22 protein-coding genes and 1 pseudogene are annotated in these 20,105 nt (G+C 65.9%); 11 read left to right on the top strand and 12 right to left on the bottom strand.

Translation table 11 applies throughout. From position 1 onward, the window contains the following. Positions 1 to 106: 106 nt before the first annotated feature. The 5 genes from bioC to bioB form a co-directional block, all read right to left on the bottom strand. Positions 107 to 991: a malonyl-ACP O-methyltransferase BioC gene (gene bioC / locus ACQ5SA_RS18000; RefSeq protein ID WP_176022262.1), complete on the bottom strand. Its 885-nt coding sequence runs from the start codon at positions 989 to 991 to the stop codon at positions 107 to 109. A gap of 12 nt (positions 992 to 1,003) precedes the next feature. Beyond that, on the bottom strand, positions 1,004 to 1,783 hold the full coding sequence (locus ACQ5SA_RS18005) for an SDR family oxidoreductase (protein WP_499315381.1): 780 nt from the start codon (positions 1,781 to 1,783) through the stop codon (positions 1,004 to 1,006). Between the two features lie 29 nt (positions 1,784 to 1,812). Then, positions 1,813 to 2,592 carry a pimeloyl-ACP methyl ester esterase BioH gene (gene bioH, locus ACQ5SA_RS18010; RefSeq protein ID WP_499315383.1) on the bottom strand — a complete coding sequence of 260 codons (780 nt, stop codon included), beginning with the start codon at positions 2,590 to 2,592 and terminating at the stop codon, positions 1,813 to 1,815. A gap of 18 nt (positions 2,593 to 2,610) precedes the next feature. After that, positions 2,611 to 3,834, bottom strand: coding sequence for an 8-amino-7-oxononanoate synthase (bioF, locus tag ACQ5SA_RS18015; RefSeq protein ID WP_100553932.1), 1,224 nt, complete (start codon positions 3,832 to 3,834; stop codon positions 2,611 to 2,613). A gap of 67 nt (positions 3,835 to 3,901) precedes the next feature. Beyond that, a complete protein-coding gene (bioB, locus tag ACQ5SA_RS18020; RefSeq protein ID WP_499315385.1) occupies positions 3,902 to 4,945 on the bottom strand; it encodes a biotin synthase BioB in 1,044 nt (347 codons plus the stop codon). 157 nt (positions 4,946 to 5,102) lie between these two features. Between bioB and ACQ5SA_RS18025 the strand changes: the two genes are divergently transcribed. Next, the gene (locus ACQ5SA_RS18025) at positions 5,103 to 5,669 is read left to right on the top strand and encodes a DUF3658 domain-containing protein (protein WP_499315387.1); all 567 of its coding nucleotides are present in this window, start codon (positions 5,103 to 5,105) and stop codon (positions 5,667 to 5,669) included. Between the two features lie 38 nt (positions 5,670 to 5,707). Then, the gene (locus ACQ5SA_RS18030; protein WP_499315388.1) at positions 5,708 to 6,016 is read left to right on the top strand and encodes a hypothetical protein; all 309 of its coding nucleotides are present in this window, start codon (positions 5,708 to 5,710) and stop codon (positions 6,014 to 6,016) included. A gap of 121 nt (positions 6,017 to 6,137) precedes the next feature. Here ACQ5SA_RS18030 and ACQ5SA_RS18035 read toward each other — a convergent pair whose 3' ends face one another. Both ACQ5SA_RS18035 and ACQ5SA_RS18040 read right to left on the bottom strand, forming a co-directional pair. Then, on the bottom strand, positions 6,138 to 6,701 hold the full coding sequence (locus ACQ5SA_RS18035) for a fasciclin domain-containing protein (protein WP_499315502.1): 564 nt from the start codon (positions 6,699 to 6,701) through the stop codon (positions 6,138 to 6,140). A gap of 174 nt (positions 6,702 to 6,875) precedes the next feature. Next, positions 6,876 to 7,298 (bottom strand): H-NS histone family protein, encoded by a 423-nt coding sequence (locus ACQ5SA_RS18040; RefSeq protein ID WP_499315389.1) that lies wholly within the window; start codon positions 7,296 to 7,298, stop codon positions 6,876 to 6,878. Between the two features lie 247 nt (positions 7,299 to 7,545). Between ACQ5SA_RS18040 and ACQ5SA_RS18045 the strand changes: the two genes are divergently transcribed. The 5 genes from ACQ5SA_RS18045 (at position 7,546) to ACQ5SA_RS18065 (ending at position 11,854) form a co-directional block, all read left to right on the top strand. Next, on the top strand, positions 7,546 to 8,094 hold the full coding sequence (locus ACQ5SA_RS18045; RefSeq protein ID WP_499315391.1) for an NIF family HAD-type phosphatase: 549 nt from the start codon (positions 7,546 to 7,548) through the stop codon (positions 8,092 to 8,094). 261 nt (positions 8,095 to 8,355) lie between these two features. After that, complete coding sequence (locus ACQ5SA_RS18050; protein ID WP_499315392.1) at positions 8,356 to 9,003, top strand: hypothetical protein; 648 nt, start codon at positions 8,356 to 8,358, stop codon at positions 9,001 to 9,003. 200 nt (positions 9,004 to 9,203) lie between these two features. After that, the gene (locus tag ACQ5SA_RS18055; protein ID WP_499315393.1) at positions 9,204 to 10,259 is read left to right on the top strand and encodes a DUF5694 domain-containing protein; all 1,056 of its coding nucleotides are present in this window, start codon (positions 9,204 to 9,206) and stop codon (positions 10,257 to 10,259) included. Positions 10,260 to 10,336: 77 nt separating this feature from the next. Then, complete coding sequence (locus ACQ5SA_RS18060; RefSeq protein ID WP_499315395.1) at positions 10,337 to 11,446, top strand: hypothetical protein; 1,110 nt, start codon at positions 10,337 to 10,339, stop codon at positions 11,444 to 11,446. 78 nt (positions 11,447 to 11,524) lie between these two features. Beyond that, positions 11,525 to 11,854 (top strand): hypothetical protein, encoded by a 330-nt coding sequence (locus ACQ5SA_RS18065; RefSeq protein ID WP_499315396.1) that lies wholly within the window; start codon positions 11,525 to 11,527, stop codon positions 11,852 to 11,854. 160 nt (positions 11,855 to 12,014) lie between these two features. Here the strand turns inward: ACQ5SA_RS18065 and ACQ5SA_RS18070 are convergent, their stop codons facing one another. Beyond that, the gene (locus tag ACQ5SA_RS18070) at positions 12,015 to 12,506 is read right to left on the bottom strand and encodes a GNAT family N-acetyltransferase (RefSeq protein ID WP_499315397.1); all 492 of its coding nucleotides are present in this window, start codon (positions 12,504 to 12,506) and stop codon (positions 12,015 to 12,017) included. 353 nt (positions 12,507 to 12,859) lie between these two features. Between ACQ5SA_RS18070 and ACQ5SA_RS18075 the strand changes: the two genes are divergently transcribed. The 4 genes and pseudogenes from ACQ5SA_RS18075 to ACQ5SA_RS18090 all read left to right on the top strand — a co-directional run bounded on the left by ACQ5SA_RS18075 (position 12,860) and on the right by ACQ5SA_RS18090 (position 14,822). Next, positions 12,860 to 13,126: a CPCC family cysteine-rich protein gene (locus tag ACQ5SA_RS18075; RefSeq protein ID WP_499315399.1), complete on the top strand. Its 267-nt coding sequence runs from the start codon at positions 12,860 to 12,862 to the stop codon at positions 13,124 to 13,126. 66 nt (positions 13,127 to 13,192) lie between these two features. Beyond that, a pseudogene (locus ACQ5SA_RS18080) lies at positions 13,193 to 13,399 on the top strand (PEP/pyruvate-binding domain-containing protein); the annotation flags it as partial. Between the two features lie 117 nt (positions 13,400 to 13,516). Continuing rightward, positions 13,517 to 14,212, top strand: coding sequence for a ComF family protein (locus ACQ5SA_RS18085; RefSeq protein WP_499315401.1), 696 nt, complete (start codon positions 13,517 to 13,519; stop codon positions 14,210 to 14,212). Positions 14,213 to 14,270: 58 nt separating this feature from the next. Then, the gene (locus ACQ5SA_RS18090; protein ID WP_353099106.1) at positions 14,271 to 14,822 is read left to right on the top strand and encodes an HdeD family acid-resistance protein; all 552 of its coding nucleotides are present in this window, start codon (positions 14,271 to 14,273) and stop codon (positions 14,820 to 14,822) included. A gap of 111 nt (positions 14,823 to 14,933) precedes the next feature. On the opposite strand, the gene ACQ5SA_RS18095 is transcribed toward ACQ5SA_RS18090, so the two are convergent. The 4 genes from ACQ5SA_RS18095 to ACQ5SA_RS18110 form a co-directional block, all read right to left on the bottom strand. Continuing rightward, positions 14,934 to 16,736 carry an MFS transporter gene (locus ACQ5SA_RS18095; protein ID WP_499315403.1) on the bottom strand — a complete coding sequence of 601 codons (1,803 nt, stop codon included), beginning with the start codon at positions 16,734 to 16,736 and terminating at the stop codon, positions 14,934 to 14,936. 101 nt (positions 16,737 to 16,837) lie between these two features. Continuing rightward, positions 16,838 to 17,953 (bottom strand): N-acetylglucosamine-6-phosphate deacetylase, encoded by a 1,116-nt coding sequence (gene nagA / locus ACQ5SA_RS18100; protein ID WP_499315404.1) that lies wholly within the window; start codon positions 17,951 to 17,953, stop codon positions 16,838 to 16,840. After that, complete coding sequence (locus ACQ5SA_RS18105; RefSeq protein ID WP_099819958.1) at positions 17,950 to 18,726, bottom strand: DeoR family transcriptional regulator; 777 nt, start codon at positions 18,724 to 18,726, stop codon at positions 17,950 to 17,952. Before ACQ5SA_RS18105 ends, nagA begins: the two co-directional genes overlap by 4 nt. A gap of 33 nt (positions 18,727 to 18,759) precedes the next feature. Continuing rightward, positions 18,760 to 20,094: a D-tagatose-bisphosphate aldolase, class II, non-catalytic subunit gene (locus ACQ5SA_RS18110; RefSeq protein WP_499315406.1), complete on the bottom strand. Its 1,335-nt coding sequence runs from the start codon at positions 20,092 to 20,094 to the stop codon at positions 18,760 to 18,762. Positions 20,095 to 20,105 lie beyond the last annotated feature (11 nt).

Below are 20,105 nucleotides of genomic sequence, written 5' to 3' on the forward strand. Positions count from 1 at the left end.
ATGGCGCCGGCCGGGACCTGCTGTTGGTAGTTGCCGACCTTGGTCGGCACAGGAAGCACAGCGCCGACCAAGGTCGGCCTCTACCAGAGCGGATCGCGCGCGAACGTCAGGTCTGCTTGCGCCGGATCGGGATCGCTGACACCGGCACGGAAGCAATGTCATGCCCGCCTTCGCGGATCGGTGCGCCCGGGTCGGGTGCCCAGGCATGGGCGTAGATCACTTCCCAGCTGCTGGGCAGCTTGCCATCGTCACGGCGCATCGGTTCGTACGCCGCCGCTGCCGCCGCAAACCGACCCCGTCCGGTCAACGTATGGCGGCGATCAACCCGTGCGTTGGTCGCGCCCATCGCACGCAGCTCGCGCATCAACGACGGCAGATCGTCGTAGGTGAGGGTGAACAGGTCGCGGTCCAGTACCGGATCGCGGAAGCCGGCCATCATCAGCGCATCGCCGAATTGGGCGATCTGCGCGAAGCGACTGACATGCGGCCGGTCATCGGCGGCAGCGAAGGCTTCATTGAGCTCGACCAGCGTTTCCGGCCCGAAGGTTGAACACACCAGCAGCCCGCCGGGCTTGAGCACGCGGCGGAAACCGGCGAACACCGCCGGCAGGTCGTCCACCCACTGCAGGCACAGGTTGCTGAAGATCACGTCCACGCTGTTGTCGGCCAGCGGCAGCGCAGCGGCATCGGCGCACAGGCGCTGGAACGGCTTCCACCATCCGGCCTGGCGCTTGGCCTGGTCCAGCATCGGCAGCGCTACGTCCAGCGCGATCACCTGTGCCTTCGGCCAGCGCTTTTTCATCAGCGCACTGGCATGACCGGTGCCGGCGCCGATATCCAGCACCACCTCCGGCTTGCGCGCCTCCAGGTAATCCAGTGATTCCAGCAGCCGCGACTGCACCTCGCGCTGCAGGGCGGCGGCAGCGTCGTAGCTGGTGGCGGCGCGGGCGAAGGCGCGGCGGACATGGCGGGCATCGAAGTGGGACGGCATTGCAGAAGTCTCTTAGAACGTACCGGGGTAGGCGCCGCCGTCGATCAGCAGGTTCTGTCCGGTGAGGTAGCCCGCCTGTGCACTGCACAGGAAGGCGCAGGCGGCGCCGAATTCGTCCGGCGTACCGAAGCGGCCGGCGGGGATCTGCTGGCGGCGGCGTTCGGCCACAGCCTGCGCATCACCATCCTGCCCCGCGGCGTGGGCGAAGTTGGCGCGCAGGCGGTCGGTATCGAACTGGCCGGGCAGCAGATTGTTGATCGTGACGTTGTGGGCGACCGTGCGCCGTGCCAGCCCGGCGACGAAGCCGGTCAGGCCGCTGCGCGCGCCGTTGGACAGCGCCAGCGTATCGATGGGTGCCTTCACCGATGACGAGGTGATGTTGACGATGCGGCCGAAGCCGCGTTCGATCATCGCGTCCACGGTGGCGCGGATCAGCGCGATCGGCGCCAGCATGTTGGCGTCCAGCGCAGCGATCCAGTCGTCGCGCTCGAACGTGCGGAAGTCGCCCGGCGGCGGGCCACCGGCGTTGGTCACCAGGATGTCGACCTGCGGGCAGGCGGCCAGCGCGTGGGCGCGGCCCGCCTCGGTAGTGACGTCGGCAGCAATCGCGCGCACTTCAGCGGCACCGGGCAGCGTGCGCAGTTCTTCAGCCGCAGCCTGCAGCGCAGCGTCACCGCGGGCAACGATGACCACGTTCACGCCTTCGCGCACCAATGCACGCGCGCAGCCCAGCCCAAGCCCCTTGCTGGCGCCGCAGATCAGTGCCCAGCGGCCGGAAATGCCCAGATCCATGCGTCAGTCCTGCAGAAGCGTAGGGAGGCTCATTGTCCGCCATCGGCCGGTGACAGGCCGGCAACGAAGTGTTGCAGAGCGGCTGCCACTTCATCGGCATGGCCGAGGAAGGGGGCGTGGCCGCCATGGGCGACGGTCAGCGACTGCCCGCCCGGTGCCAGCGCGGCAGCGGCCTGCATTGCAGCGGGAGAGACCAGGCGGTCACGCTGGCCGGCAATCCACAGGCTGGGCTTGCCCAGTGCGGGCAGGGCGCCGCGCAGGTCGGTGCTCTCCAGCAGCTGCAGGCCCTCGCGCAGTGCGCGTTCGGTAGGCGCACCGCGTTCGACCAGACGCTGGCGCAGGGTGCGCAGTTCCTCGCGGGCATGCGCCGAACCCATCACGTCCAGGGCCAGGAAACGTTCCAGGGTGCCACTGAAGTCCTGGGCCAGGTCACGACCGAACTGCTCGAACACCGATGGCTCCACGGCGTGCGGCCAGTCGTCAGCGCGCACGAAGCGCGGCGTGGCGGCAATCATCGCCAGACCACGCACCTTCGGCAGCGTGGCCGCCGCGTGCAGCGCGAACAGGCCGCCCAGTGACCAGCCGCACCACACTGCTGGCGGCGTGGCCGCGGCAATGGCGTTGACCACGAACGGCAGACGCAGCGGCGTGCTGTCGTCTCGGCTGTGGCCGTGGCCGGGCAGGTCGACCAGATGCAACGTGAACCGATCGGCCAGACGCTGCACCAGCGGCGCAAACACGCCGCCCTGCAGGGCCCAGCCGTGGATCAGTACCAGGTCCGGCCCATGGCCGGTCACTTCGATATGCATGGGGAACTACACGATCACTCAGGCCAGCGCCGGCAACGACGGTGGCAGCACTTCGCGCGCGGCAAAGGCCACGCGGTCGCGTGCCACGGCGATGGCTTCGACCAGACCGCGCACCTGTTCGGTTGTGTGCAGCGCAGACAAGGTGACGCGCAGGCGCGCCTTGCCCTCCGGCACGGTCGGTGGGCGGATCGCGCCGACCAGCCAGCCGGCCTGTTCCAGCGCCTGTGACATCGCCACGGCGGTGTGGTCGTCGCCACAGAGCAACGGCTGTATCGGCGTTTCCGATGCCATCAGATCCAGCCCGTGACGGCGCGCTTCGCCGCGAAACAGTGCAATCAGATCGGCCAGCTTCGCGCGCCGCCAATGATCGCGGCGGGCCAGACGCACCGCTTCCAGCGCGGATGCCGCCAATGCCGGCGCCATGGCAGTGGTGTAGATGTAGGGGCGTGCGGTTTCGGCCAGATGCTCGATCAGGTCTTCGCGGCCGAGCACCAGCGCGCCGGAACCGCCGAGCGCCTTGCCCAGTGTGACCAGCTGCAGCGGCACATCGTCCACGCCCAGGCCGGCGGTGGCGACCGCGCCACGGCCATCGCCAAGCACGCCCACGCCATGCGCATCGTCCACGTAGAACAACGCCTGCTGCAGGCGCGCGACCAGCGACAGCGCACGCAGCGGCGCGATATCGCCATCCATGCTGAAGACACCATCGGTGGCCAGCATCGCCGCGCCATCGGGCGCATGCTTGAGCTGGCGCATCGCACCTTCCGCATCCAGGTGCGGGTAGCGGCGCAGGCGCGCGCCGGCCAGCCGCGTGGCATCGAGCAGGCTGGCGTGGTTGAGCTTGTCCTGTACGCAGACATCGTTCTCTTCGCTCAGCAGCGCCTGCTGCACCGCCAGGTTGGCGGCGAAGCCGCTGCCGAACAGCAGCGCACGTGGGTAACCCAGCCACTCGGCCACTTCGCGCTCCAAGGCGTCATGCAGTGCGTGGTGGCCGCAGACCAGGTGCGAAGCACCGGCGCCAGCACCTTCGCGCGCGGCGGCATCCTGCAGCGCGTTGACCACGCTGAACTGCTGGGCCAGGCCAAGGTAATCGTTGCTGCAGAAGCCAGTCAGCCAGCGCCCATCGACTTCCAGGCGCACACCATCGCGACGGGTGACCGTGCGCCGTGGGCGGCGACGGCCTTGTGCATCGCGCAACGCGCGCTGGGCTTGGAGGCGGGCGGTCAGGTCGGGGCGTGCCATGGCGGCTGGATGCGGCGACGGGGCGGCTAGGGTAGCGCGTTGCCGCGACGCCTGCTTGGCCGCCGGCTCAGGCCGCGTGGGCGCAGCCGCAGCCGGGGGCATCGGCGCTGATATCGGCATGGACGGTGCCGCCATGGTCGTGACCGTCGGCGTCAACCTGTACCGCCATCGGCTGCAGGCCCAACCGTGCGAACAGGGCCATGTCGCGCTCGCTTTCCGGGTTGCCGGTGGTCAGCAGCTTGTCGCCATAGAAGATGGAGTTGGCGCCGGCCAGGAAGCACAGCGCCTGCAGTTCGTCGCTCATCGCCTCGCGGCCGGCCGACAGCCGCACCATCGAACGCGGCATGGCGATGCGGGCCACGGCGATCATGCGCACGAACTCGAACGGGTCCAGCTCGGCGCTGCCATGCAGCGGCGTGCCGGCGACCTGCACCAGCTTGTTGATCGGCACCGAATCGGGATGCGCCGGCAACGTGGCCAGCGCCAGCAGCAGGCCGACGCGCTGCGCGCGCGTTTCGCCCATACCGACGATGCCGCCGCAGCAGGTTTTCAGCCCCGCATCGCGCACATGGCCCAGCGTATCCAGGCGATCCTGGTACTGCCGGGTGTGGATGATCGAGTCGTAGTAGTCCGGCGCGGTGTCGAGGTTGTGGTTGTAGTAGTCCAGGCCGGCGTCCTTCAACGCGCGCGCCTGTTCGCCACTGAGCATGCCCAGCGTGGCGCAGGTTTCCAGGCCCAGCGCTTTCACTCCGGCGATCATCGCGGCCACCTTCGGAATGTCACGGTCCTTCGGCGAACGCCAGGCCGCACCCATGCAGAAACGCGAGGCACCGGCGGCCTTTGCCTGGCGTGCCTTGGCCAGCACCGCGTCGGTCTCCATCAGCTTCTGCGCGTTGACCCCGGTGCTGTAGCGCTGCGCCTGCGGGCAGTACGCGCAGTCTTCCGGGCAGCCACCGGTCTTCACCGACAGCAGCGTGGAGACCTGCACCTGGGCCGGGTCGAAGTGCTCGCGGTGGACGGTGGCGGCGCGGAACAGCAGTTCCGGGAAAGGCAGGTCGAACAGCGCCTGCAGTTCGTCGTGGTGCCAGTCGTGGCGGATGGCGGTTGCCATGGCGGGACCTTGGAAGGGCTGGAGCGAGGGCGCAGTCTGGGTGGGGTCGGGACTTCTGTCAACCATCTGATTATATTTGTGGTTTACAGAATGCCATCGCCCAAATCAAATGCGGCGGTGCTAAGTTCGCCGCTACACATGGAACGTGAGAATCGGCATGAACCCGCATCAGAACGCCGCAACCTGTCTCAACGCTGTGCTGTGCAGCCTGGCTGATCTGCCTGATGGAGGCCTGCGCGTGGTAGTGGATGACCTGCGGAAATCGGACACCGCCGGTATGTGGCAGCACCACACGTTCTTTACCTCCAAGGACTATCCAGCAGGCATGCTTGCCGACCCCAAAGGCCTGTCTGAGGCGGAGTTGGCGAACTTTGGCTTTTCCGTACTGGTTCGCCTGCTGGTTGTAAATGGCCGGTTACCTGATGCTGACGACGCACCGGACAGCGATGCGCACCTCACCGACGAGCAGCGGCATCGCATCGCAGCGTTGACCGACGAAGACGTTGCGTGGATCGATCAGCAGCTGCTGTCCCGGTGTGACGATCAGGTCCGCAAAGTCGCCTATGTCGTGGCCACGGCGATGTCGTTGGACCCCGAACGTCAACCGGGAATTCCAGATGTGTTCTACGCAGGGCGTGTGCGCAGGCTGGTTGAGCGGGGCGTGCTGGAGGCTGTCGGCGACCTGTCGCGCATGCGCTACAGCGAGGTACGAAGGACACGCTGATGCTCCCGACAGCGGGAAGTGAAACTGCAGGAGTCCACGTGGACAGCTGGGAACCGATGACCATGCAGGAACTGGAAGCGTTGATTGCGCGCCAACTGCAGGATTGCTCGCCGCAGCAACAATCAGCCTTTGCGTTGCTGAGGGTGCCAATCCATCCGGTGCGGCTGCATCGCTTAGGGTTGATTGAGCCGGTGCTGGTCGTGGCTCATTTCCCACAGGGCCTGCTGTACTTCGAGGACGTGGAATATGGGTTCGAGATAGGAGTGCCGGGCGTGGATGGCGTGCTCCCCGCCGGAGGCTGCAACCAGCTGGAGTTGGTGCACGTACTCAATCGTCTTGGAGCATGACCTCTGCCACATCCGGCAAGCGCTGCGGATGCCGCCGACGGCGCCAATACTTGCAGACGCGCGGCCGTGCCAGTCCACGCCGGATCGGGCACTCGCGTGAATGCCCGCCCGGCGCATCAGATCACTTCGGCATCAGCACCGCGTCCACGACGTGGATCACGCCATTGGACTGCCTGACATCGGCAATGCTGATGGCGGCCTTGCCACCCTTGGCATCAACCACCCAAAGCGCGCCGTCGTGCAATTTCACGGTCAGTGGCTCGCCTTCCACCGTTTTCAGCGACACCGTGCCGCCATGCTTCCTGGCGTCGGCCGTCAGCTGCTGAGAGGTATGGGTGCCGGCGACCACGTGGTAGGTCAGGATCTTGGTCAGGTCTGCCTTGTGCTCCGGCTTGACCAGGGTGTCGACCGTGCCTGCGGGCAGCTTGGCAAATGCTTCGTTGGTGGGCGCAAAGACCGTGAACGGGCCTTTGCCATTGAGCGTGTCCACCAGCCCGGCGGCCTTCACGGCTGCCACCAGCGTGGTGTGGTCCTTGGAGTTGAGGGCGTTCTCGACGATGGTCTTGTTCGGGTACATCGCAGCGCCACCGACCATCACCGTATCAGCGGCGAAGCTGACTGAAGCGGTGCCGCAGAGCACGGCGATGCTGGCGGTGAGCGCGATACGTTGAAGAAGAGCGTGCATGATGCGTCTCCTGAGTACTTCCACCCCCGGCATGGGGGCATGGAAGGTACGCAGCAAGCAGACCAGCGGATGCACCGTCGTACGTGGAAACACGCGCACTAGCTGCACGGTTCAGCGATGAGACGCCGCCGTGAGGGCTGGCCAGCGTCCGCTCCGAGCGCCCAGTGCTTGGAATCAGCCTTGTTTGAAGACCGTTCTCTGGCCAATCGTGCTCGTCTTGCGTGCGTCGGACCGGCCCAGCCCGGGAATCAGGAAGTCGGCTGGGCTACGGCCATGCTTGGTTTTCTCGGCAAGCCAGCGCGGCATCCGGCCGCGGCCCGACCACGTGTTGCGCTTGTTGTCCGGATCGCGGTACTTGGCGGCCACCTTGCCGGGCTTGCGTCGTGCGGCAGGTTTTCTGGCCGGCGCCGTGGCCTCGGTGGGCGCGGTGCCGATCAGTTCCTCGATCGTGTAGCCGCACTGCGCTGCAAAGGCGATCAGCTTGCGGCGGACGACGGCCACGGGGCGGCGGCTGGCGACCAGCGCCCTCCGCTGCTCGGCAGCAGCCACAAGGGCGTTCAGTTCGCGCAGGCTCAGGTGTTCAACGTCGATAGTCATCGTGCGGAGACTCCGGACATCCTGGTTGCCTGTCAAGCGGCGGAGGGTTATCTCAGCCAGGGCAACCAATCCCCTGGCCGGCCTGACACCAAGCATCTCACCACCAGTGTGGGCTGGCCCAGGGTATCCAGCATGCTGCTGAAGCCGCGGAGCATGTTGTTGAAAGGCGGCGGACCAAGCCGCTACCTTGTCGAGTACTTTTCTTTTACAGATGCCGCTGAGCATCGAACGAGACCGGACCGGAAGCATGCCCGCAATTGACCGAAAGCTCCTGGTGCTCGATCTCGATGAAACGCTGGTTCATGCCAGTGCGCGTCAGTTGCAACGCCCTGCAGATACTCAAGTGGTGGGCTACCACGTCTACAAGCGTCCCTACGTTGACGACTTCCTGGATTTCGCATTCGCGCACTTCAACGTAGGGGTGTGGACATCTTCCGGCAGGTTGTATGCCGAGCCACTGGTGGCGTGGTTGATGCCAGGGCGCACGCTGGAGTTCCTGTGGTCGTCCCAGCGCTGCAGTACTGCGCGTGATTGGGAGACCGGCGGCTACACCAGCCAGAAGCGCCTGGCCAAGCTGAAACGTCTAGGCTTTACGCTGGAACAGATGATCGGCATTGACGACACTCCCAGCAAGTACGCGAAAAACTACGGAAATCTGATACAGGTGCGGGAGTTCACTGGTGATATTGATGACGACGAATTGCTTCATCTTTCTCGATATCTGGATGTACTACGCCCGCAGCCCAACATCCGGGCCGTGGAGAAGCGCCGTTGGCGCGAGCGCATGATGGAGTGAATCGGCAGGTCATCGATTCAAAACCACTATCCCCTGTCGTTTGCGGAAGTCTCACGCTGCGTACGGCATCGTAGTCATGCGGTATGCGGTGCTCGCAGCCGGCACCCTTTCCGTTTCCACCGACGTCTCTGCGCTCTCGTATGAATCGGACGACCTGCAATGTAGAGTCGAGTGGGGAGGTTCTTCGCCGATGCAATGGTGCTGGTCATCGTTGCTTCCAGTAGGATTCCATGAACGCTCGCAAGCGCAAGGATGCCTTCGATGTCGACCGCCCAGCACTCTCGAATGATCACTGCCGCAGCCAGAACAATGCTGCGCCCTCTGGGCTGCGTGCAGAAGGGGCGGTCCAGAATCTGGCTTGACGACCAGGGGTGGTGGATCGGCGTGGTCGAGTTCCAGCCATCTTCGTGGGGGAAGGGAAGCTATCTGAATGTTGGAGCGTGCTGGCTCTGGCATGAGAAGGATTTTCTTTCGTTCGACGCCGGGCACCGGGTGGAAGGCTTCCACGAGTTCACCAGCGAGGAGCAGTTCTCCGCGGCGGCCACGCTGCTGGCCAGACGTGCGGAACAGGAAGTGCTGGCGCTGCGCGAGCGCTTCCCCTCGGTCGCCCACGCGCTCGCATGGATGACTGCCAATGCATCGCCCACGCTATGGAACACGTACCACTCGGCGGTGTCGGCCGGGTTGGCTGGCGACGTCGAACGCAGCGGGTTGCTGTTCTCAGAGGTGATTGCCGATCCACATGACGTGGCATGGGCCATTGAGCTGAAGCAGAGGGCTGCCGACCTGCTGCGCTGCCTGGAGTCCGGGGGCGGGTTTGAACAGGAGATCGCGGCCACGATCGGGCGAACGCGCGCAGCGCTGCGACTACCCGCCCAGCAGAGTGCAGCCAGGCAGTTCGAGGCTTGAGGCGATCCCGCAATCGGTACGCTCCGCTGATCCCTTGTGACCGACATTCAAGCGTCGGCCGCGTCCTGCAGCAGCAGCTTCATGACGATTGACAAAGCGCTGGCGGCGATGGAATCTGCGCCGCTACGCGCTGTACAAGCGCTTCAACGGCGAGCCATATGCAACAGGGAATGATGCAGGGGATGTGGGGACGACGCGTATTGAACGGCTCGCTGCTGGCGGCAGGGATGCTCGCAGTAACGGCACAGGCACAGACCTTCGACCCGCGCGCCCACAAAGGGCCGCAGCGCGGGGTGCCGAACGAAGTGATGGTGCTCGGTACCGCGCATCTGGCGGTGCTGCCGGAAACCTTCGAGCCCTCGTCACTGGGTACCCTGATCGACCGGCTCGCAGCGTGGCAGCCGAAGGCCATCGCGATCGAGGCGGTATCGGGCCAGCAGTGCGACATGCTGCGGCGATACCCTTCCCGCTACCGATATACGGTGAAGGACTACTGCCCCGATGTGTCGGCGGCGGAGAAAGCAACGGGCCTCGATGTGCCGGCGGCGAACGCGGCGGCAGAGACGATGCTGGCGACCTGGCCCACGCATCCCACGGCCGCGCAACGGCGCGTGCTTGCCGCTACGTTCCTGGCTGCCGGTGAACGCGAATCGGCACTGGTGCAATGGCTGCGCCTCCCCGAAGCGGATCGGCAGGCAGGCGACGGTCTGGACCAGGATCTGGTTGCGGCCTTGGAAGCGCTGCGTGTCAGCCGCAATGAGAACACGCTCATCGCCGCGGCCCTCGCCGCCCGTCTTGGCCACGAGCGGTTGTGGCCGATGGATGACCACAGCTCCGACCAGTTTGGCCCTGATCCCAAGGCCTATGCAGTTGCGGTCAGGAAGGCCTGGGACAACCCGGCGAGCAAGCAGCGGCGGACAATGTTTGGCGACTTGGAAGCGCAGGTCGATATGCCGCAGAAAGCACTTGCGCTGTATCGCCGCTACAACGCACCGGACGTGGCAGCGGTCACCTTCCAAAGCGACTACGGTGCCGCGCTGGAGGAACCGTCTCCGCAGGGCTACGGGCGCCTTTACGTCACCTCGTGGGAGACGCGCAACCTGCGCATGGCGGCGAACATCCGCGACCTGATGGGACCGACCCCGGGAATGCGTACGCTGGTGATTGTCGGTGCCTCACACAAGGCGTACCTGGATGCGTATCTCGAGCAGATGCACGACGTGCGGATTGTCGATGTTCAGCCGTTCCTGAAATAACCCGCCAAGGACCGGCGGCTGCATGAGGCAAGCTGTTCCCGATCAGTGCCCGATTCCTTGCCACGAAGGATCACAACATGAAACGCAACGTCATTTCCGGCACCAGAATGTACGTCGCGGTCGCCGGGATGGTGCTGTTGGCTGGGTGCACCGAACCAACACTGTCCGAGCCGAATGTGCAGGCATCAGCAGGGCAGGGAGCCCACGCACCTGGCGCTGCGGACGCGATGTCGGCGGACCCCATCCAGGTAGCGCCCGTGATCGTGCATTCCGATGCGGACACCCAGCCCTTCTCGTTCGACGCTCCGGTGACGGTGGATACCCCGCCGAGCATCTGCCGGATCGACGGCCTGGTGCTGCCGGCCAACGCGAAGGTCTATGCGGCGGGGGCCTACGGCGGCAAGGAAGCGGATTTCCAGATCGACCAGAGCGGCCACCAGGCCACCACCATCCAGGTGGCCGTGCACGAGCCCAACGCGCGGGTGGTGCTGTTGCTGGGCGCTTACGAACCCACCGTGTGGAGCGTCGGTTGGACGCGCGGTACGCAGATAGCGGCGGTGCTGGTGACGGGCTATCACCGGCAACGGCTGACCGGACTGCCCGCTGGCGTGCCGGTGCTGATCAGCTCCTACGAGGATCGCGGCCCCTGCAGTTATGCCTATGTGGGAGGGGAGGGCTCGAACAAGCTCAATCCGTTGGCCCGCGAGGTGTTCGGTCGCGCGGTTGATGTGGCCTACGCGGCACGCGACGGCCGGGCGGTCATCGGCACGTTGCCGCCTGGGGCGCAACTGGTGACCGATGCCACGGCCAAGCCCGTGGCGGACTTCCAGCTGAAGGGCGCACCGCCAGCAGGGCAGGCCGGTATTGATGCCGCGCTGCGCAGCGGGGTACTGCGCCCGACGACGGTGGCCGACCTGCGCGCATGGGAGGCTGGCGGCCGACGCAACGGCGGTGCAGCGGACATCCCGCGCATCGAAGGCGTCAACGCAGAGCGGGAGCAGGGCGTGCCCTTCCGTAGTTACACCGTGCTGAAGGCCTTCGCCATCCCGGCGGGATTGTATGGCGCGCACGCGGCGACGTTCTTCGTGGCACCGGGGGTGCCGGCCCCTACCGGGGAGCCAGGGCACTCGCAGGTGCGGTTCATGGAGAACGGGCAATGTATCGGTGCGACCTGCGGGATGCGGTAGGGGGCGCGGGTCGGCTTTCTGGTCGAACGCGAGGCAAGGTGGACGCTTGCATGGGCGAACCCTGAGGAGGCGGTTCAGATGAACGCAGTGATTGCCAATGAAGTGATGTGGGCCCAACGTCCGGGTGAAGAGGCGTTCGAAATTCACATCGAAATCGGAACGCCATATCACGTCGGGGATGACCCTCACGAGTGGGCGTGTTCGGTGGCAGTACGGCCACTCTGCAAAAGCCTCCAGGACGCTCATGGCGGCAGCTCGTTTCAGGCCCTTTGCCTTGCATCCTCGTTGGCGCTTGACCTGCTTCACGGATTCAAGCAAAAGGGCGGCACCCTGTTCTATTCGGCTGGTGAGGACGTTCCCCTTGAGTCCTTTGCCTTTGGCGTCGCCACCAGACAGGACAGCCCTTGATTGTCGACTAAAGGCCAGAGCCGCTTTGCGGCTTTGCTTGTTCAGCGTTTGAGCCAACCACATCGCTTGCGGGAAGCCTGATCAGCGAGGCCTGAGCGAGTAACGCGTCGGGCCGGAAGCGGACCGCAGGCATAGCCGATCGCGCAGGCGCTCCCCTTCGTCATATCGCCCTGATCAGGAACAAACGGAAATCTGTTCCTTCGGACCCGGTTGGGACGCTGTACGCCATTCCCATCTTTGCAAGATTCCGCTCCCAGAATGCGTGCGCTGCATGATCCTTGCGGAATGTGGCCAGCAACCATTCCCCCGTTGTTGGCCGCACAAGGTCTGCAACCACCGCAGATGCGATGCCTTTACCGCGGTGCTTCGGAAGGATGAACAGATCCGCCAACTCTGGCAGGCGTCGCCCCTGGAACTCGACGTCATCCACCTGGACGAATCCACACAGCAGGCCATCGAGCCAGAGCAGACGGGTCCACTCGGGCTCTTCCTGCAGCCGGGCCTGGACATCGGCAAATGCGCAGTCGTAGAGACCATCGGCACGGATCTCTTCATCACTCCAGGCCGAAGCTTCGAAGTAGTACAGCTGCATCAGTCTGAAGACCACATCCGCGTCATGCGCAGTTGCTTTGACAAGCGTCAGTCCGTCCATGCGGTAGAGATCCATCCAGGGCAACTGCGCCTATGCTGATGATAGCTGGTGCAGGATCCGCAGAGCGGGTTTGTTCAGCGGCTGGTGCTGGATCCAGGAGTGCAGAGTGTGTATTCCTCGCCGCAATCACCCGGTGGTTGATAGCCCTGTGTCGGAGTGGGGACAATGTCACTTCCGATCCGGAATCGCCCTAGCTGATGTCTGGCTGCACTATTGATGGGAACGAAGTGGAAAATTCCGGATATGTCCAATCGACTCGATCAGCTTAATGATGCAGTTCGTATCACGCGTCGACCATTCGATGGAATCGAATTCATCTCGCTGAGCGCCTGGCTCAAGCGTCAGGCTGAATGATGGATATTCCGGATCTTCCTCTGCGCTGTCCATGCTGCGGCCACAGGACGCTCGACGAGCGCGGGACAGTCAGAATTTGCGCTGTCTGCTTCTGGGAGGATGACGGTCAGGATGATCACGATGCTGGAGTTGTACGCGACGGACCCAATGGGAGTCTCAGCCTGATGCAAGGTCGCTCCAACTACAGAGCGTTCGGCGCATCGCGAAAGGAGGATCTCCCTTATGTTCGCTCACCGTTTCCCCATGAGTTGTCGGATGCGCCGTAATGCTCACCCGAGCTCTGCGTAGGCCGGTCACGGCCGGATCCTGGATGCCAGCGTGTAGACGTCGTACAGACCTCAGCCGCCAGTGTTCACGAAGTGCCCATCACCGCCTCACGTCAGGTGCTGACCGACGCGCTGATCGCGCGGCTTGCCAGGATCGGTACCAAGACCAAGCAGGCATTGGGCGGAGTGGACCAGGACATCGAGTGGGCCCTGGTGGGCGATGAAGTGCTGGTTCTGCAGTCGCGGCCGTATGTGGATGGAAGCGCGCGGTAGCGGCTGCGATGCAGGCTGGCGGCAAGGTGCAGCCCCATCGGGCAACGCGCCTTGCACTGACATGCGTCCAGTTACTTCACTGATGGGCAGCCTGAGCGTGCAGGGCGATGCTGCGGCATGCGCTTCTCCCTGCCTTCTTCCCTTGGGCAGCTATTGCCGGCCGCCTTTCGCCTCCTGCTGCCCCTGCGCTGCCTGGTCTGCGGCGAGCGTGGCCATGACACTCTCGATCTCTGCCCCGCCTGCCTCGCTGATCTACCGTGGTCGGGTCGCGCCTGCTTTCGCTGCGCGCTGCCGCTGCCGGATGTAGCCCTGCCCATCTGCGGAACCTGTCGCGACGAGCCGCCACCGCAGACCGCGACCCATGCCAGCCTGCTGTACCTGCCGCCGGTCGATCAACTGCTGGTCCGCTACAAGTTCCACCAGGACCTGTCTGCAGGGCGACTGCTTGCGCAGTTGATGCTGCGCAACTCGCCGCCGTGGTCGTGCGCGCCACTGGCACCCGTGCCGCTGCACCGGAAGCGACTGCGTCAGCGTGGCTACGATCAGGCCGCTGAGCTGTGTCGTCTGCTGCCGTTGCCGACGTGGCGCGGGTTGTATCGCCGTCGCCACACCGCGCCGCAGTCCGAACGCAGCGCCGAGCAGCGCCGCGACAACCTGTTCGACGCCTTCGATGTGCGCGGCGCTGTACCGGCTCGACTGACCATCGTCGACGACGTGATGACCACTGGCAGTACCGTACTGGAGATCGCAGAGACCTTGCGGCTGGTGGGGGCTGAAGATGTACGGGCGTGGGTCTGCGCTCGCGTGCCGTGATCGCCCCTTTCATCCGCAAAGGCTAGGATGGCCACGAACCCGGATCGAAGGAGTGGTCATGAATTCCCCCTTGTCTCCCCTGTTGTCGGCCGTTGGACGCAGCTGGTGGATCCTGCTGCTGTACGGTCTGGTCGCGCTGGGCTTCGGCATCATCGCGATCGGCTGGCCGATGTCGGCGGCCATCGCGCTGGCGTGGACGCTGGGTGTGATGGCCATCGTCGAGGGCGTCATCAGCCTGCTGGCGCTGATCACCGGTGCCAGCGGCGCCTCGCGCGGATGGCTGCTGCTCTACGTGGTCGCCTCCCTGGGCTTCGGCATCCTGGCCGTGATCAATCCGCTGGCCACCGCCAGCGTGCTGGTGCTGTTCCTGGCGGCATGGCTGCTGGTGGCGGGCATCTATCGCATCGTCTTCGCCATTCGCGTACGCAAGCAGATCCAGGGGGAGTGGCTGCTGATCCTCAGCGGGGTGCTGGCCATCGTGCTGGGCCTGCTGTTCGCAGCCAATCCGTATGCCGGCGTGGCGGTAACCACACTGTGGATCGGCATCGGCAGCCTGCTGTACGGCGCGCTGCAGGTGTTGGTGGCGTTCAAGCTGAGGAAGCTGCGCTGAGGTCTACTTCGCTGCGGCAGCGCGTTGGCTAGCGTCGACTGAAAGTCGACTGCGCTTTGATCCAGCCATGTGACCTCCGCGCTGCGCGCGGAGGTCGACCAAGGTCGACCGCTACCGGGCAAACCCGGCTTCGATCTCTTCCAGCGAGCGCCCCTTGGTTTCCGGTAGCCACAATGCGGCGACCAGGAAGAACACGAACGTGCAGCCCGCCCAGAACAGGAACATGCTGGCGTAGCCGTAGTGCCCCACCGTCGGCAGGAAGATCGCGGCGATGGTGGTGGACACGAACTGGTTGATCAGCAGCGCGATGCTCATGCCGTTGGAGCGGATGCGGTTGGGCATCAGCTCGGACAGCGCGAGCCACACGCACACGCCGGGGCCGACGGCGAAGAACGCGACGAACACCAGGATGCAGGTGGCGACGGCCCAGCCATGCGCGGGCGGCGGGATCGGGCCGATGCGTGCCTGCTCGATGCGCAGCGGCGCGTGCGCGGCACTGGCCGGGTCGGCGAACGGATTCAGGTGCAACGTGCGGAAGAACGCGCCGATGACGCTGTCCGGCTGCACGGTGCCGGCGCGTTCGATGCGTAGCTCGCGGTCGGTCAGGTTGTCGCTGCGCAGGGCGCGCACGTTGGTGAAGTCGCCATAGGCGTAGGACACCGTCAGCTGCAGCGGCCGACCCTCGCGGTCGATGCCACCGGCAAGTCGCTGCCACTGCACGTCGTCGAGTACCAGTTGCAGGCCCTCGCCACTTACCGCGGCCTGCAGCTGCGGCTGCACGTCGGCGCGGCCCCGTTCGGCCTGGAAGAACAGCGTGGCGGCCGCGAGAAGGGCCACGCAGATGCCACCGCTGCCGAGCATCAGCAGGAACTTGCGGCCCTTGCGGTCGACCAGCAGCAGCGCGACCACGGTCATCACTGCATTGAGCAGCTTGATCGCCACGTCGGCGCCGTTGGCGACCGAGCCGGACAGGCCTGCCTGGTTGAGGATGTTCACCGCATAGGCCAGCACCGAGTTGATGCCGGTGGCCTGGGTGCAGGCCAGCACCACGCAGGCCAACACGAACGGCACCACGTAGCGGCGGCTGAGCAGCGGGTCGCGCTTGCCGTTGCTGCTGCTCGATTCCGGTGCCTGGATCTGCGCCAGCGTGGGCTCGACGTCGGCAGCGGGCAGCACGCGTTGCAGGCTGCGGCGGGCATCATCGATGCGGCCACGGCGCACCAGCCAGCGCGGCGATTCGGATAGCCAGAAGATGCCGGCGCAGAACAGCAGGCCCGGCGCCAGGCAGGTCCAGAAGATGGTGCGCCAGGCGTGGTCCTTCACCGTGAACAGTTCCTGCGCCTGCTGCGCGACCGGCAGCGAGCGCACCGACTCTGCGGCGGCATCCACGGCATGCGCGTGGTACAGGCCGATCAACGCGGCCAACACCAGGCCGACGGTCAGCAGCAGCTGGAACATCGCCGCGCCGCGGCCGCGCCGTTCTGGACTGAGCACTTCAGCCAGGTACAGCGGGATCACCACGCCGATCAGGCCACCACTGACACCCTGCAGCAGGCGCCCCAGCAGCAGCGGGGTGTAGCCCGAGGCCAGCGCCATGATCGGGATGCTGGCGGTGAACAGGATGCCGGCCAGCAGCATCGCACCGCGACGGCCGATGAGGTCGGCGATCATGCCGGCGAACAGCGAGGACAGTACGCTGCCCAGCAGCACCGCGGCGACGACGAAACCGAGCTGCTGGCTGCTGAGCTGCCAGGCGTGGCTGGCGGTGGCTTCAAGATAGGGCAGGGCGCCGGCGATGATGCCGATGTCGATGCCGTACAGCAGGCCGCCGAGGCCGCCGATGAAGAGCAGATAGCGCACGGGCCAGCGCGGGGCGGTGGAAGCGGGTACGGCAGGTGCAGTGGCTGCGGTCATCGACTCGTTCCTGGACTAACGGGATGGTGCGTGGCTGATGCAATGCGCTTGCGCGCCTTATGTAGAGCCGAGCCATGCTCGGCTCCACAGAAACGTTCGACTCAGTGCAGGTCGATCACCCGGCCACCGACCACGACCTGCTGCAGGCGCAGTTCCGCATCCAGCACCACCAGGTCGGCGCGGGCGTCGGGCGCAATGCGGCCGCGATCGCTCAAGCCCAGGTAATCGGCCGGGAAAGTGGACACGCGTTGCGACGCGTCAGCCAGTTCCAATCCCACCTGCACCAGATTGCGCAGCGCCTGGTCCATGGTCAGTGCACTGCCGGCCAGTGAGCCGGTGGCCACGCGCACGCAGCCGCCGCACTTGTGCACGCGTTGCTCGCCCAGCGCGTACTCGCCATCGGGCATGCCGGTGGCGGCGGTCGCATCGGTCACTGCATACAGCCGCGGAATCGCGCGTGCGGCCAGACGGATCACGCCCGGGTGGATGTGCTGCAGGTCGGGAATGATCTCAGCGTACTGCGCGTGCGCCAAGGCAGCCGCGGCGATGCCAGGCCGGTAGTGGTCGACGCCGGTCATGCCGTTGAACAGATGGGTGAAGCCGGAAGCACCCGCCTGCAATGCAGCCACGCCTTCCTCGTAGGTGCCGGCGCTATGGCCGAGTTGTACGCGAATGCCGAGTGCGGCCAGCGCGGGAATCAGCGCGGTGTGCTCGCCGATCTCAGGCGCCAGCGTCATCACCCGGATCGGTGCCAGCGCATGCAGCTGCTGCACCAGTGCCAGCGTCGCCTCGATCGTGCGGTTGGGCTGCGCGCCCAGCCGCTGCGGGCTGATGAAGGGGCCTTCCAGGTGCACGCCGACGATGCTGGCGGCGTCGGCATCCGGCGCGGCCATGGTGGCGGCCACGCCGTGCAGCGCGTGCTCGATCTCATCCAGGCCGGCGGTCATGGTGGTCGCCAGCAGCGTGGTGGTGCCAAAGCGAGCATGGGTGCGGGCGATGGTGCGGGCCACATCGCCGCCCTGCATCAGGTCGACGCCAGCCGCGCCATGCACGTGCAGGTCGATGAAGCCGGGCAGGATCACCGGCAGCTGCGGGTCATCGCCGCCGCTGTGGTCGTCCACCTGCAGCTGGCGCACGTGCGAATCGAACTGGACCTGGCCGCGACGCCAGCCCAGTGGGGTGAGGATGCGGCCGTGCAGGGAGCGGGTGTCGGTCATGCGGGTGGCTCGGCGATGATCACTTCGATGCCCAGCCGCTGCAGCCCTTCGCGGGTTGCCTCGTCGATGCCGGCGTCGGTGATGATGGCGTGGATCTGATCGAGGCGGGCGATGCGGTGCAGGCTGACGCGACCGAACTTGGAGGCGTCGGTGAGCACCACGATGCGCCGCGCGCGTTCGACCATGCGGTGGTTGAGGCGTGCTTCGGCTTCGTCGTGGGTGGTCAGGCCAAACTGCAGGTCCAGGCCATCCACGCCCAGGAACAGCGTGTCGAAGCTGTAGGAGTTGAGGCTGGCTTCGGCCTGGCTGCCCTGCAGCGACAGCGATTGCTGGCGCAACAGGCCACCGGTCAGCAGCACGGTGATGCCGGCGGCGTTGGCCAGTTCCCAGGCGATGTTCAGGCCATTGGTCATCACCGTCACATCGCGGTGTTCGCGCAGGTGGCGGGCCAACGTCATCGTGGTGGAGCCGGAGTCGATGATGATGTTGTCACCGGCCTGCACCAGGCGCGCGGCCGCCGTGCCGATGGAGTCCTTCAGCGGCAGGTTCAGCGCATCCTTTTCATGGATGTCCTGTTCCTGCGGCGGTGTTCGCACCAGGGTGGCACCACCGTGGGTACGCGTGGCCAGCCCCTGCGCTTCGAAGTGGGTCAGGTCGGCACGGATCGTCACCGCCGACACGCCGAAGCGCTCGACCAGATCGGCCACCTGCACCGAGCCGTGCTCGATCAGCAGCTGCAGGATCTGTTGCCGGCGGGAGCGGGTGTTGCGCATGGCCATTCTCGGTTTCGCAGGGAAAGGTAGAGATTAGCCGTTCGCAAGTACGGCGGCAGCCGAAGTTGCGTTGTGCTTGCGGGATCCGGCCTGGTTGGCGCTGCAGGCGCGGGCGTATTCGCCCAGGCACAGGCCGATGCGATGCTGCACCAGGGCGGTAGGCGTATTGGCCAGGGTGCCCTCGCGCACGGCGCGGTACTGCTCGGGCAGGTACTGGCTGAGCAGCACCAGCGGCGGTGCGTGCTGTTCCAGGTTGGCGAACAGGGTCTGCACCGCCTGCACCAGCGTCGGCTCGCCCCAGTAGTAGCGGCAGCGGTCGCTGAAGGAATAGCTGCGCAGCAGGCGCAGGGTCGCTTCGTCGCCCTGGTAGTAGGACTGCCAGGACTTCGGCTGCGCCACCATCACCTCGTCCAGCACCTGCGGCAGGCGCGAGCACTGCGCGGCCGGCAGCAGCTCGGCTTCGATGGCAGCCAGCGCGAACAGCGCTTCGCGGTAGGCGAAGGTGGCCGCGGGGCCGACCTTGAGGATGGCGAAATGGTCGCGCACCAGGGCATGCAGTCCACTTTCGCGCTGGTAGTCGGTGGAATGCGCTTCGAACACGATGCGCGGCTGCTGTTCGAGGAAGTCGGCCAGCTCGCTGGCGGCGGCAGCGTCGTACTCGTGCACGCTGCTGTGGTCGAAGTCCACGCCCGGCTGCACCACCATTGCCAGCACGCGCTGCCATGCATCGCGCAGCTGCGGGGTATCGAAGGCCTGCTGGTGGATGGCCAGGGTCTGTGCGGCGGCGGCCGGCGTGGTCACCTGCAGGCCGCCGGCCAGCGAGGCTTCGCCACCGGGAATCGGCACTTCGGTGCCGATCACGTAGACCGGCAGCGGCAGGCCGTTCTCGGCAGCGGTGCGCTCGGCGATTTCGGCCAGTTCGGCCGAACGTGCAGCGACGATGGCATCGGGCAACGGCACCGGGTCATCGGCGCAGGACATGCTGCAGTCCAGGTGGATCTTGTGGAAGCCGGCGGCGACGTAGGCCTCGATCAGCACGCGTGCGTGGGTCATCGCTTCGGCGGCCGGGCGCTTCTGCCACGCATTCGGGCCGAGGTGGTCGCCGCCGAGGATCAGGCGCCCGCGCGGGAAGCCTTCCTCATCAGCCAGTGTGCCGACGTAGTCGCGGTACTGCGGTGGGGTCATGCCGGTGTAGCCGCCGAACTGGTCGACCTGGTTGGAGGTGGCCTCGATCAGCAGCACGGTGTCGTGCGCCAGCGCAACGTGCATGGCCGCGCGCAGCACCTGTTCGTTGCTGCAGCAGACGCTGTACAGGCCGACGTTGGCACCGGCGCGGTGGGAGGCAAGCAGGGTCTGCAACGGGGACATGGTCAAGCTCC

The organism is Stenotrophomonas indicatrix, from assembly GCF_050573115.1.
GTDB classification, from domain to species: domain Bacteria; phylum Pseudomonadota; class Gammaproteobacteria; order Xanthomonadales; family Xanthomonadaceae; genus Stenotrophomonas; species Stenotrophomonas lactitubi_A.